Source organism: Mesorhizobium sp. M1428, assembly GCF_040317515.1.
Taxonomy (GTDB): domain Bacteria; phylum Pseudomonadota; class Alphaproteobacteria; order Rhizobiales; family Rhizobiaceae; genus Mesorhizobium.
This window is the reverse complement of sequence record NZ_JAMYKT010000043.1, coordinates 13,865-27,672: the sequence shown is the minus strand read 5'-3', so window position 1 is coordinate 27,672 and position 13,808 is coordinate 13,865. Positions and strand designations below refer to the sequence as shown.

The following is a 13,808-nucleotide window of genomic DNA, read 5'->3' as shown; positions in this document are numbered from 1 at the left end:
GTGGCGGAGGCAAGCTGGGTTTGGCCGGCCCTGACGGGCGTCAGGGCGGCTCCGCCACATAATCTCGCTCGACGCATAAGAATGGATCCGAGCCGGCATCGCGCACCAGTGCCAAAAGGCCGTCGGGACCTTTTCTAAAATCGACGGGATGACTGGCGAGCAACACCTTCACGCCAGCCGGGATCATGCCTGGCGAACCGCCCGGATAATCCGCACCAGCTGCTCCTCATTGATATCGGCGCCGGCGCGAATGACCACGCCACCCAGCTCGATCTCCACCGACGCAGACGCTGTCGGCGTGACCTCGACAAAGCCGAGCCGCTCCGCATCCCTGTGTGGCGTGACCGCACCGCTCTTGATCGCCTTGCTCCGCCAGCCGAACAGCTGGGCCGGCGCCATCCCCGCCTGTCTGGCAATGGCCGATACATTCGCGCCCGGCTTCAGTGTCGCCTCGATCAGCCGCGACTTCGCTTCCGCCGACCAGCGCCGGCGCGGACGCTGCGGGCTTGCCTCCAGTCGGTTGGCAACCGCTTCAAGAACATGGAAACTTCTATCATCAGGCATAGGCGCAGACATAGAAATTGACACTGCAAGCTCCTCGGCTCCTTGCTTCAGTGTCAGTATGTCTCGCTCATCACCTCAAGCCGCGCCAGATGGGGTCAGCTTGGCGCTTACTCTGCATCCCTGTTCGAAGTTAATCCTTCGTGCGATAGCGAGGGAGCGCTTTCGCAGTTGAGGGGATCACGGTCCCGGCGTTCGACGCGTTGTTTCTGTCGACGGCCTCCCGTTCAATATCGTTGTTTGGCGAAGACCTCGACCATTCGGTCAATGACGCTAAGCTGGTAGGCGGTGAGTTCCGGATTGGGCTGCTGAAAATCAAGCCGGACCTGCAGGGGATCAGGCGCAACAATATCTGAACGAGCAAGGGTGGCGATGACAGCATGGCCGCAGAACGGTACATGCGCTTCAGAATAGCCGCCTTCATGTACAAGCAACAACCGGCCGCCACAGAGGTCGTCGGCAGCTTGCATTGTCATGCGGGTCATTTCGGCAAAAGTCGTCGACGACGCCAGCATACGCGAGAGCGGATCGACGCCGGATGCATCGAAGCCGCAGGCAACGACAATCACGTTGGGGTGGTAAGCTCGGAGTGCGGGGAGCACGATGCGTTCGAAAGCATGAACATAACCAAGGTGTCCGGTGCCTGGTACCATCGGGATATTGATGTTGTAGCCTTCACCGTGACCGCTGCCGCGGTCGCCTACGTTTCCGGAATCGCGGGGGTAGTTGTTTTCCTGATGCAGCGATATCGTCAGCACATCCGATCGGTCATAGAAGATCGCTTCCGTGCCGTTGCCGTGGTGGACGTCCCAATCGATGATGGCGACCCGTTCCACCCGCTTCTCTGCGATCGCGGCTTCCACTGCAATGGTGATGTTAGCGAGCAGGCAATAACCCATTGGCTTGTCGGGCAGGCAATGGTGTCCGGGCGGACGGGAGAGCGCATAGGCGTTTTTCTGGTTGCCGGAAAGGACGTCGCGAAGTGCGGCTGTCGCAAGACCGGCCGAACGCGCGGCTATCTCGTAACCGCCGGGACCGAACGGGGTGTGTTCACCGAGGTCACCGCCTTTGTCGTCAGAAAGCGCTTTGAAGGCTTCGAGGTAAGTCGCCGAGTGCACGCGGCGAAGTTCTTCCTCGCTCGCAACCGGCGCTGAAGAAACGGAAAGTTCTTGAATCAGGCCAGTGACGTGCAACAGGTTCTTGAGACGACGTTTGGTCTCGGGATTCTCTGGGAGGCCACCAGCGGAAGGTGGTTGTACCAAGCCGCCGACCGGCATGAGGAAGGCGAAGTTGCCGCCCGAATGCCAAAAACATTTCTCATCCCACCAAAATCCGGTTTGGCGTTTTGCAACGCTATTCATGATCGCATTCTCGTTATTCCCATGATGTGGTATCTGAGGCAAATTAACATCAAGGATTGTTAATTTCGTACGCTGTTGACCAGCCGGTAATGTACGAATGTATCAAGCCCCCTGCGCCCACCCTCATATCCGTAGCCGCTCTCCTTGATGCCACAAAACGGTGTGAATTCGGTGACCGTCGCGGTAGTGTTGACGAAGATGCCACCCGCTTCCAAATTTTCAATCAGGCGGTCGATACGCTCAGGTGATTGCGTATAGACGTAAGCGGCTAGGCCATAAGGCAGGGAGTTCGCCATGCTCACCGCTTGCATCTCATTGTTGAACCCGTTGATCGGCGCGAGCGGCGCGAAATACTCGTCGCGCAAAATTTGGCTGCCGGGGGCCACATTGCACAGGACTGTAGGTTCGAAGAAATAGCCCGGCCTCTTGATCCTATTGCCACCGGTGATGATCTGAGCCCCGCCAGCTATCGCGTCTTCTACCACCCCGACCGTGGCATCAATTCTACGCCAATGCGCGAGTGGACCTAGATCTGTATCGGGATCCAGCCCATTTCCGACCCTTATGCTCTTAACTTTCTCTAAGAAGGCGTCTACGAACCTGTCATAAGCTGGCATTTCGATGAAAAGTCGACTAGGCGCAGTGCAAACTTGGCCAGCGTTCGCAAATTTGGCTGCAGCAAGTTCACTTGCTGCAGCATCAATATCGGCATCTGCAAAGACAAGCGCGGCTGAGTGCCCACCCAATTCCATGCTCGCGGGTTTCATCCCCTCCGCCGCCAACCGCGCAAGGGATTTGCCGACTGGGATCGAACCGGTAAGCGAGATTTTTCGAACTACAGGCGATGCAATCAGCTCCCTTGAAATATCAGCAGGATTGCCAAAGACCAGATGTAGATAGCCGGTTGGCAAACCTGCTTCCTGTAAAGCCCGTACGAGCTCAATTGCAGCCGTTGGCGTTTCTTCGGCTGCCTTCAAGATGACCGGGCAGCCAGCGGCTAGCGCCATCGCCAGCTTCCGCCCCGGCAGCACCAGAGGAAAATTCCAGGCAGTGAAAGCTGCCACGACACCGATTGGCACTGGTTTGGACGAACGCCTGACTGGTTGTTGGTGATCCCCAAGATAACCATCGTGAAGTTCTAACGCCAGCCGTGCATAATATCGGAAGAGATCGATAACACGGCTAACTTCGAGCCTGGCCTGGTTCAGCGGCTTGCCTTGTTCCAAAACGATAGACAGCGCAATTGGCGACGCCCTCTCCGAGAGAATATCGGCTGCCCTTTCCAATACCTCCTTACGAATTTCGGGCGAGAAACGAGGCCAAGTTTCAAACGCTCGCTCCGCCGAATAGAGTGCCTTTTGCAGCAGTTGTGAAGTGGCTGAAGGCAGCATACCCAGCACGGCCTCGTCAGCCGGGTTTATCACTTCCAACGGCAGCGCTGAACTGGACTCGATAAACTCACCATCGACGTACATCCCCAGCGGAGGATGCTTCCATCTCGATGCCGAGATATCGGAACCTGGTTCTTTAGCTCTATCCATAGTTCTGTACCATTTGCCAAGTTTCGGCCAAAGCGTTTTCAAACTTCTCGAACATCTCGTCGATTTCGGATTCTGATATGATCAGCGGAGGGCAAAAAGCGATAATGTCCCCCATATTCCTGATAATCAGTCCATGATCCTGGCATCGCTGGCTGCAAAATGCGCCTACATTCATCGACTTGTCGAATTGCGCCTTTGTCGCGTGGTCAGGTGAGAATTCGATCCCGCCGAGCAGGCCGACCCGTCGAACGTCTCCTACCATAGGATGGCTAGCGAATGAATCGATGCGTTGAGCAAAGTGGTCCGCGACAGACTGGACGTGCTGAAAAATCGATCTTTCTTCGTAGATTTCGAGCGTCCTGAGCGCGACAGCTGCGGAGACGGGATGCCCTCCATACGTAAAGCCATGAGCGAACACGCCGTATTTCTTGCTGCCGCTTAAGAGCACTTCCCAAATAGCTGGAGCCACGATAGCGGCTGAGATTGGCAGATAAGCCGAAGACAGCGCCTTTGCGACAGTAATGACGTCGGGCTTTAGATTGTAGGTGTCAGATGCAAATGCTTTACCGGTCCGCCCGAAACCGCAGATAACCTCGTCGGCGACAAAGAGGATATCATTTTCTTTAAGAATCTTCTGAACCTTTTCGAAGTAGCCAGCCGGCGGTGGCACAACACCGCCACCCGCAATCACGGGATCGGCGAAGAAGGCCGCGATCGTATCCGCACCTTCGCGTTCGATCAGTTTTCTAAGATCATCCGCACAACGTTCAGAAAACTGCTCTTCAGTCTCTCCCGCCAAGCCCTCGCGATAGTAATCTGGGCACATGCACTTGAGAAAGCGATCCAGCGGTAGATCGAAACCACCGTGACAAAATTCCAAACCAGTCATCGACGCGGTCGCGAGGGTCACCCCGTGGTAGCTGCGCTTCCGCGTTATGATTTTTTTCTTCTCAGTACGATCAAGAATATTATTGGCGTACCAGATGAGTTTAATAACTGTGTCGTTGATTTCAGAACCGGAATTGGCAAAGAAAACACGTCCATCAGATATTGGCACCATATCTTTGAGACGATCAGCTAGCTCGATCATCGGCCGCGTCGCCATGCTATTGAAGCTGTGGTATGTCGGCAGTTTATTAAACTGATCGGCAGCTGCAGCGGCTAACTCGGGTTCGTTGAATCCAAGTGCCGTGCTCCACAATCCCGCCAGTCCCTCGATATAGCTCTTGCCATTCTGGTCTATGACGCGAATTCCCTCGCCACGCTCGATGATAAGCGGACCGGTACGCTGATGGTCAGCCAAATTTGTATATGGATGGATCAGCGAATGCTTGTCTACATCCTTGAGAGTAATGTTATGATTAGGCATATTACCTCCACGTCGGTCCTTGGGCCGGAATATTAGATGAGTTGCGGTTGAAACAACTGATCAGGGAGTCGGCTTGTACCCATAATCCTGGATTGCACCCTCGACGGTGATGAACCCGTCGGCAATGTCTTCTTCAATTGCCCTTCTGTCGCGAAGGGACGGGGGGCCATAGCCGCCACCACCACCGGACCGACATTCTATCAGATCGCCGGACTTCAGCTTAATCCCATTGGCTTTCAAGCACTTGATTTCCCCCGAAAGCGAGGATTTGACAGTTACCGACGGCGGCTTCCCGTCCTTACCACCAAACAGACCCCAGGCTGGAGTGACCGACCTTTCCCACCAGAAACCAGCAGCACATTGGTCGGACAACATTTCATAGGTCTTGTTAATGCCACAACCGCCGCGCCACTCTCCAGCCCCACCCGAATCTGAGCGAAGGGAGTACTCTCTGATCCTGAGAGGGTAACGCGTTTCGCAAACTTCTATTGGGATGTCTTTTAGACCACCGTTGACCTTGTTGATCAGTGCGGAGACGCCGTCTTGACCACGAAACGCCCCCCAGCCACCGACGTGGCACTCGAAATCGATAAAAATACTCTTGCTGCGTGGATCCGTGCCCGACATGATCACGGGATTTGAATCTCCATAATCGGCAGCCGTTACGGTATTCGGGATCGCGTGGGCCAGCGCTCGTGCCAAAAGGTCGATTTGCAGCCCCAGAGAACTGAAATACCAATTTGCAGCCGCAGGACTGGTACAGGCAAGAAACGATCCCTCGCGCACTTTGACCGCAAGCGATCGAAAGGAGCCGCCATTAACCGGTTTGTCCGATGCAAACAGATATTTGAATCCAACGCGACATGCTGAGACCGTCTGCGATTTTCCGCTATTGATCGGCCCAAGGGTCTGATCGCTAGCCTCTGTTACATCGATTTCGATATCACTACCTTCAACGGCAACTGTCATCTTCACGTAGAGCGGACCATTCCCCAATCCGTCATCGTCGACATACCCTTCCGCCGAGTATTTGCCGTCGGGTATCGCTTCGATGGCTGCGCGCTCGAAGCTTTCAGTTTGATCGAAGATTATCTCCTTGGCCTTCTCAACAACATCGGCGCCAAACTTTTCAAGCAATTCAACAATGCGGCGAGACCCGACATTCGCGGCCGCAATCTGCGCCTTAAGATCCCCTATCACGCCCTTGGGCAAACGGGTGTTGGCCTCGATTATGTCAACAACGTCGGGATTGATTTGACCCTCAATTACCACGCGGGTGGGCGGAAGGCGCAGGCCCTCCTGGAATATCTCGGTAGAGTCGAAGGACTGCCCTGGATCCTTACCCCCAATATCCAGCCAATGGGCTCGGGAAACAGCGAAACCAAAGAGTTCACGCTTGAAAAAGATCGGCGCGTAAACAGAGACGTCATTGAGATGAGTCCCGACTACATAGGTGTCATTCAGCGCCCAGATGTCGCCTTCCCGCCACACCCGTTTTCCAAATTTTCGTTCCGTATATTCACTGCAGATCTCAAGATTGCCGAGGAATATCGGAAGGCCCGACGATTGGCCGAGAACCTTATGATCGCGATCCAGTATCGCGACAGCGCAATCCTTCATCTCATAGATAATAGGGGTGAACGCAGAGCGTATCAGCATCGCGTTCATTTCTTCGGCGGCGGATATCAATCCGTTCCTAACAATTTCAACAGTGATAGGATTCACTATATACCCTCCCATCGGCCTACAATAATGCGCATGATCTGCCCTCTACTCCCCAAAACTTCCGCTTCCGTCGCTCGTCCGTCGGCGACCCGTTCACCGGCAAGAAACGGGCACCGCGCGTCGTATACACGCTAGGCAAATTATACGCTTAATGTCATCAATTCGTCTTCAGAAGCAGAGCAACGATAGCAGTAATGGGCCGGCGTCTGCTAATATCAAACCTTGGGCAGCCTCGATGAAATTGATATGAGTGATTTCGAACCTTGGTTTCGCTGGACAAAATTAGACTGGTTTTGGGAAAGGCGCGTTGACGTTGCCCGTGCGATCTAACCCGGATCGAAGTTCGTTGTGGCCTATTGAGAGGGCCAGAACATGAAGCGCACTCTTTTTCGGAAGAAGCCCTTATTCACGGGGAGGATTAGCCGACCAATTGAGATGTTCAGCTGATTTCCTGAGCAAGGGCGGCGCCGTCCACCAAGCTTTTAGAAACATGCGATTTATTTTTGTTCCCCTTATCCCCAAACGGTATGTGCTTATACGAAACGCCAGCCACCATCGACGAGGAGCGTCTGGCCTGTGACGAACGCTGCATCGTCCGAAGCGAGGAAGGCAAGCGGTCCGACAAGATCGGCGGGCTCGCCCGTGCGTTTTATCGCCTGCTGATCGACGGTCTGGTCGAACCATTGGCGTTCGAGGCGACCCTCAGTGGTCCCGGTGCGCACCAGGCCGGGCGCAATGGCATTGGCTGTTATTCCGAACTGGCCGACCTCGGACGCAAGAGACCGCACGAAGCCGATAAGCCCCGCCTTGCTTGCCGAGTAGTGGCAATATCCGGGAATGCCGGAATGAAAGACCGTGGATGACATGGCGATGATGCGCCCCCAGGCCTTCGACTTCATGTTCGGCAAAAAGGCTTGGGTAAGGTGAAACATCGAGTCGAGGTTGATAGTCAGGACTTTTCGCCACTCGTCGAACGTAATGTCCTCGACGGGCGTATTCGGATAGATACCGGCATTGTGAACAAGAACGTCGCAGCCGCCGAATCTTTCATCGACCTTTTCCCTCAGCCGAGCAACGTCCTCGGCTGACGATAGATCACAGCGTTGCGCGAGGGCATTGCCGCCCGCGCGCTCCACATCTAAAATAGCCTCATCTGCTGCGGCAATATCAGCAATTACAATGTTCGCACCTTCAACGGCCAGCCGTTTGCAACATGCCCTTCCGATGCCGTTTGCGCCTCCCGTTACGACGGCCGTCTTGCCTTCCAGCCTACGTTCCATAGATCTTCTCCGACTTCTTAGTGTTGGCAGGCCGGCAAAGTACGCTAACGCCGGGTTTAGTTGTCCGGTCAAGAATGAAGCGCACGCCAGATAGACGCTGCGATCCGCGAGCATGCACTTCCATGCCTCCCAGCCAGATATTGCCCCCGACCACGTTAAAATACGTCGTGTGATTTCGCCCGCTGCCTTAGCTCCGTTGTATTTTTTAGCTTAGCCGTGGTTCCGAAACCCGCTAGTATCAAACCTTCAGCGGCCACCTCAAAATTGATATGGCGAACTGCCTCCATTTGTACGGATACGCCGACCTAAGCGATGTGGCGGAGGAAATTCAACGCATCGAGCCAACATGGATGCGCATCACCTTCTGCGCTTCTACGATAAGGCGAGACCCGGGTGGGACCACAATGGTGGAAAGACCAGTATCCACAATCAGCGGACCATCCAGCTTATCCCCAAGAAACAAATCGTCCCCATCGAAAATGCGCGTTCTCACCCATCTGCCCCGGAACATGACATCGCGTTCGGAATGCTTGATCTGCGTCGCCCGCTTGGGAGGGTCATCTGAAGCAAGGTGCTTTCCCATGGGCACTGTGGCTACCAAACGCAGTGAGACAATTTCGACAGGTGAATTGCGATGGGAATGGCCGTAACGTTGATTATAGGCTTCATGGAAGATTTCAGAAATTTCGAAGATGGATGTCCTGCGCTGCGGTATTTCTACTGTCACAGTATACTCCTGCCCATCATACCGTAGATCAAGAAGATATTGGTAGTCTATTTCGGGGGAACCGCCTGTTTCGGCGTCGAGGTGGGCCTTTGCCAAGCGTGCTTGGTCCTCGAAACTCCGGTAGATCTCGTCTTCGTCCAAATCCCGCATAAATCTGTTGAATGGGAGAGCGAGATCGTGGCGCATGGGCGAATGCAGCATTCCCCATGCAGAGAATACCCCCGCAAGCGGTGGAACTACGACGTCGGTGACCTCCAAGGCCTCCGCTATAAAGGCAGCATGCATCGCCCCGGCACCCCCAAACGCGACGATAGAGAAATCTCGCGGTTCGATACCCTGTTCAACTGTAATCCTCCGGATCGCATCGGCCATCTTGGCGTTGGTGATGTCCAATATGCCCTCCGCAAGCGTCTCCGCGTCTATTCCAAGTGACCTCGCTATCGCGCTAAGCGACGCCTCCGCTTTTGCTCGGTCGACCCGAACCGCCCCGCCCAGTTCTGTCCGTGGCTGGAAGCGATTCAAAAATACCTGCGCGTCTGTGACCGTCGGTTCTTTCCCACCTTTTCCATAACAGGCTGGTCCAGGTTCAGCGCCGGCGCTCTCAGGGCCAACACGAAGGCCACCCGACTCGACATACGCAATAGAGCCAGCTCCCGCCCCGATCGACTCTATGTCAACCACCGGCATAATGATGTCCATTCCAGAGAGAGTGGTCTGATTGACCACCCGCGGCTTACCATCAACGACGAGACTCACATCAAAGCTGGTGCCACCGACGTCCGCGCATATGATGTTTGGGGTCCGGAAACGCCCCGTCATCTCCGACGCGCCAATAATGCCACCGACGGGCCCTGAGAACAGGGTCTGAATGGGCTGCTTGCTTGCCTGTTTGATCGACATCAGCCCCCCGCTGGATCGCGTGACGAAAAGAGGTACTGCAAGCCCTCTCTCCTCCAGGCGCGATTCTATGATACCGAGATATCGGCGAACCACTGGGCTGATGTATGCGTCGGCGACGGTTGATGCTGCTCGTTCTGCTTCACGCCACTCCCGCGCGACTTCGTGCGAGAGAGATACTGAGATACCAGGCAGGCTTCGCTCCAAGAATTCTCGAGCAGCGATCTCATGGTCGGGGTTTTTGTAACTGAACAGGAAGCAGACCGCGACCGATTGGATCCCATTTGCTTTGGCATGTTCGACTGCAGCTTCTAGGTCCTCCGACTTTAGTTTTGCTATTTCCTTGCCCTGATAGTCAAGACGACCTCCTATCCCCAGTGTATCCCGTCGGCGCACGAGTTGCTCAGAACGCTGAAACTTGTTGTTATACATTTCATTGCGTGGTCGCGACCCCCGCATAATGAAGAAGCTGTCGCGAGCGCCGGCGGTCGTCAGAAGCATTAGCCTGCTGCCGGAGCGAGAAAGCAGCGCATTTAATCCTTGTGTCGTTCCGTGTACCGCGAACTCGACATCAGAAAAATCATCGATGATTTGGCCGAAGGCGCGCAAAATTCCTTCTGATAGATCGCTGGGTGTGGTCGGGTACTTCGCCGCGCGAAGTTCGCCGGTTAGGGTATCCTGAACCACGACATCAGTAAACGTGCCTCCTATGTCGGCCGCAATTCTATACCGCTTCGTTTCGACCGCAGTGTTGCTTGTATTCATTTGAGATGTCCGCCTCATGTTACTTACGCCCGGTGAGCGTGTTGATTGCCACCGCTAGAATGATGATGGTGCCAGTCATCATGTCCCTGAGATATGCCTCAAGATTCATGATGTTGAAGGCGTTATTGATGACCGCCAAAAGAAACACGCCGACAACCGTCCGCCAAATCGCGCCCGCGCCGCCGGCGATCGATGTCCCTCCGAGAACGACCGCCGCAATCGCCTGAAGCTCGAGTCCAGCACCACTATTGGGAATGCCAGTGGACACCTTCGAAGACAGCAGGATGCCGGCAAGTGCCGCAGCAAATCCGGCGACCGCGAAAGTTGAACCCTTAATGACTTTCGTCCGTACACCTGACAGAAGCGCCGCTTCCTCGTTTCCACCGACCGCAAATATGTAGCGCCCATACTGGGTGCAGTGAAGCACGAGCAATGACGCGATCACGAAGGCGATAAAAATGATGCTTGGATAGGTGATCCCATAAATACCGCCCAGGCCCAGAACTGAATAGGATTGTTCTGTTACACTGATAAGATATCCGCCGGAGATGGCGATGCCGAGTCCCCGGATTACGATGCTGGAAGCCAAGGTGATCAGGAACGAGTTTAATTGAAGTCTGGCGATAAGAACTCCATTGGCCAAGCCAATCACGGTGCCGATCACCAGCCCCGAAAGCAGCCCAAGGGCCGGCGTCGTTGCATTGGCCACAAGGGCAGAGGCAATTCCGCTGACCGCAAATGTCGCCGACACTGAGAGGTCGAAACCGCGCGCGATGATCACGAAGGTCATTCCACATGCGATGATTCCGACGCCAGCGTTTTGGTCGAGCAGGTTTCGCATATTCCTCGGTGTGAGAAATGCAGGCTCCACGATTGCCAAGACGAAGATCGCGAGAATTAAAGCAGTGAGGATAGCGTAATCCTTCAGCAGCCTCAGCCCGCAGGTTTTGATCGAAGCGCGTCTTGCCATCTTTTCAGATACAGTGGTTGCAGACATTGGTTATCACCCGTTAGAATTTGACCGACTTTCAGATACGCCGAGGCTTGCATGAAGGATTTCCCCGATCTCGATTTCGTCTAGGGATCGTTCGCCAATCAGCCTTCCCTCACGCATGATATAAATCCGGTGGCAAAGTCCGACCAGTTCCTCGAGCTCTGACGATACGATCAGCACTGCAATCCCACGCTCAGCAAGTCCGGCGACTAGATTGTAAATTTCGGATTTCGCGCCGATGTCCACACCGCGCGTAGGCTCATCAAGGAGTACAATCGACGGGTTCGCGGCCAACCATTTTGCGAAAAGTACCTTTTGCTGGTTGCCGCCTGAAAGAGAGGAAACCAATGCCTCCGTGGAAGGGCATTTCATATTTAAGGAATCTGCCCATTTGCGGATCTTCTCACCCTCCTTTGTGCGGTTTATGAATCCAAAGGGACGAAGTTCACCAAAATTAACAAGCGCGATGTTTTCTGCAATCGAATGGTCGAGAAACAATCCCTGAGTGCGTCTACTTTCCGGCACCATGGCGAGCCCATGGTGGATCGCCATAATGGGCGAATGGCGACCAACCGGGCTGCCATCGATCGCAAGCGCGCCGCGTTGAGAAGCATCAGCACCAAAAATGCACCGCAAGACTTCAGTTCGTCCACTTCCGACAAGTCCCGCTATCCCGACGATTTCTCCCGCCTTTACGTGGATGTTGATGTCTTCAAATGCGGGTTTTCTGGTCAAGCCATGCGTTGACAATTTCACCGCACTTGCTGCCGACGGAGGCTTCTTGGGCGGATAAATGTCGGAGAGTTCGCGTCCCAGCATCGCCGAAACCAGCGACTCCGCTGATTGGTCATCCGTCGGTCCGGTTTGTACATGGGTTCCGTTTCGAAGGATCGTCAGGGTGTCGCAGATTGTAAGAATGTGGTCGATAAAGTGGGAAACGTATATGAATGTGGTCCCGCGGTCTTTTGCTAATCTCTTGACCACAGCGTGCAGGCGCTCGATTTCTGTGGGCGTAAGTGACGATGTGGGCTCGTCTAAAACGATAAGACGGGCATTGCGAGAAAGCGCCTTAAGTATTTCCACTTGCTGCTGATCCGCAATGCTCAGCGAAGCGACTATGGCTCTTCCATCGAGGTGAAACCCGAACTGATCCCGCAGCTCATCGAAATTTCTCAGGTTCGCACTGTCTCGCAAAAAACCGAGTGTCGCCCTCTCTCGACCGAGATAGACATTGTCGGCGACAGTAAGTTCCTGGCAAAGAACTAATTCCTGTTGCACAACAGCAATTCCGCGGTCAATCGCCTCTCGTGGCGACGACGCCGTGGCGCCGACGCCATCATAGATCACACGTCCACCGCTTGGCTGAAGAATGCCCCCAATCAATCTTCCCAATGTCGACTTGCCAGCGCCATTCTCACCGACGAGGCCGTGGATGCTTCCACTGCGGACTACAAACGAAACGTTCTGTAGTGCAATGGTTCCCCCAAAATGCTTGCTGACATCATCAACTACGATCTGCATCGTGCGCCCCTAGCCATCCCATTTCGGTGACCAGTCAGGATGGGACTCGAGATTCTTTTTGGTGGCGATCGCTGCACCGACCGGCGACTGCGCTTCCAGATCGATGAGTGGCTCAAATTTCTCACCGCGGACGGCTGCAATAATGTTCTTGCCGCCAAGATATCCTTCCATGTACGGCATCTCCACATAGCTGCCGTACCAGCGCCCTTCCCTAATAGCGTCTACCGCAGTTCGTGTACCCCCGAGGCCGATGAGTTGAACCCCCTCATTGCCCACCTCGACACCTGCGCTGCCCAGTGCGACCTGCGCACCGGCCACCGCCTGGTCGGCAAAGGAGGTGATGACATCGAGGTCAGGATTCGATTGCAGCACATCCTGTGTCACTTTTAGCCCGAGTTGCCTTCCCCACCACGTGTCTTGGGTCGATACGACCTTGATCGAAGGAAACTTCGCAATGTATTCGTTGAATGCCTTGATTTTGGGAACGTCCTGAGCCGCTGAGCGGCTGCCAACCAGCAACGCGACCTTGCAATTATTTCTGCTCTTGCAGACCTCCACGGTGGCTTCAGCCAGTCGAAGCCCAATGCTGTTCACATTGTATCCGACAAACGTCGTCAGCCCTTCGACCTGAAACTTGTCGGTTATCGTAGGATCCGGGCCCAACGGATATTCGAGCGAACCGAATTTTATACCTGCTTTGATCGCCTCGGCGGCGGCCGGAACTATCGAGGAATAGCCCATAGGCAGGATCAACATTCCATTGAACCGTCCCGAGGCGACAGCGTCCTCTACCTGGTTGAACTGTTTGGTCGCGTCAAACGCACCATCAAAAAATTCGACTTCAACATTTCCAGCCTCTTTCGCGGCGTCTTTTAGACCCTCAAGGCTAGCCAGTGTGAAGGCATTATCAGCAGCAAAGCCGAACAAGGCAATGCGAACCGGTTCGGCGGCATAGGCAGGTCCGGATAAAATCGCTGCGACGCCCACCAGCGCCGCCATCCAAGAGCACTTATTCATTCGACTTCTCCTCCCATATAAAGTCTCGACGAACATACCAGTCACTCTAA

General features: G+C 54.6%; 10 protein-coding genes. All 10 read right to left on the bottom strand.

Annotated elements, in window-relative coordinates; genetic code table 11:
- Positions 1 to 183: 183 nt before the first annotated feature.
- The gene (locus tag NKG60_RS30765) at positions 184 to 564 is read right to left on the bottom strand and encodes a transposase (RefSeq protein WP_245274633.1); all 381 of its coding nucleotides are present in this window, start codon (positions 562 to 564) and stop codon (positions 184 to 186) included.
- A gap of 224 nt (positions 565 to 788) precedes the next feature.
- Positions 789 to 1,922, bottom strand: coding sequence for a histone deacetylase-like amidohydrolase (locus tag NKG60_RS30760; RefSeq protein WP_352976524.1), 1,134 nt, complete (start codon positions 1,920 to 1,922; stop codon positions 789 to 791).
- Positions 1,923 to 1,981: 59 nt separating this feature from the next.
- Positions 1,982 to 3,505: an aldehyde dehydrogenase family protein gene (locus NKG60_RS30755; RefSeq protein WP_352976522.1), complete on the bottom strand. Its 1,524-nt coding sequence runs from the start codon at positions 3,503 to 3,505 to the stop codon at positions 1,982 to 1,984.
- A complete protein-coding gene (locus NKG60_RS30750) occupies positions 3,456 to 4,832 on the bottom strand; it encodes an aminotransferase (RefSeq protein ID WP_352976520.1) in 1,377 nt (458 codons plus the stop codon). Before NKG60_RS30750 ends, NKG60_RS30755 begins: the two co-directional genes overlap by 50 nt.
- Positions 4,833 to 4,892: 60 nt before the next feature.
- Positions 4,893 to 6,557 carry a hydantoinase B/oxoprolinase family protein gene (locus NKG60_RS30745; RefSeq protein WP_352976518.1) on the bottom strand — a complete coding sequence of 555 codons (1,665 nt, stop codon included), beginning with the start codon at positions 6,555 to 6,557 and terminating at the stop codon, positions 4,893 to 4,895.
- A 533-nt stretch (positions 6,558 to 7,090) separates the two neighbouring features.
- Positions 7,091 to 7,837: an SDR family NAD(P)-dependent oxidoreductase gene (locus tag NKG60_RS30740; RefSeq protein ID WP_352976516.1), complete on the bottom strand. Its 747-nt coding sequence runs from the start codon at positions 7,835 to 7,837 to the stop codon at positions 7,091 to 7,093.
- A 328-nt stretch (positions 7,838 to 8,165) separates the two neighbouring features.
- On the bottom strand, positions 8,166 to 10,226 hold the full coding sequence (locus NKG60_RS30735) for a hydantoinase/oxoprolinase family protein (protein ID WP_352976514.1): 2,061 nt from the start codon (positions 10,224 to 10,226) through the stop codon (positions 8,166 to 8,168).
- Positions 10,227 to 10,245: 19 nt separating this feature from the next.
- Positions 10,246 to 11,223: an ABC transporter permease gene (locus NKG60_RS30730; RefSeq protein ID WP_352976512.1), complete on the bottom strand. Its 978-nt coding sequence runs from the start codon at positions 11,221 to 11,223 to the stop codon at positions 10,246 to 10,248.
- Positions 11,224 to 11,229: 6 nt separating this feature from the next.
- Entirely contained in the window at positions 11,230 to 12,741 is a 1,512-nt protein-coding gene (locus NKG60_RS30725; RefSeq protein ID WP_352976510.1) for a sugar ABC transporter ATP-binding protein, read from the bottom strand.
- Between the two features lie 9 nt (positions 12,742 to 12,750).
- On the bottom strand, positions 12,751 to 13,740 hold the full coding sequence (locus NKG60_RS30720) for a sugar ABC transporter substrate-binding protein (RefSeq protein ID WP_352976508.1): 990 nt from the start codon (positions 13,738 to 13,740) through the stop codon (positions 12,751 to 12,753).
- Between the last annotated feature and the right edge of the window lie 68 nt (positions 13,741 to 13,808).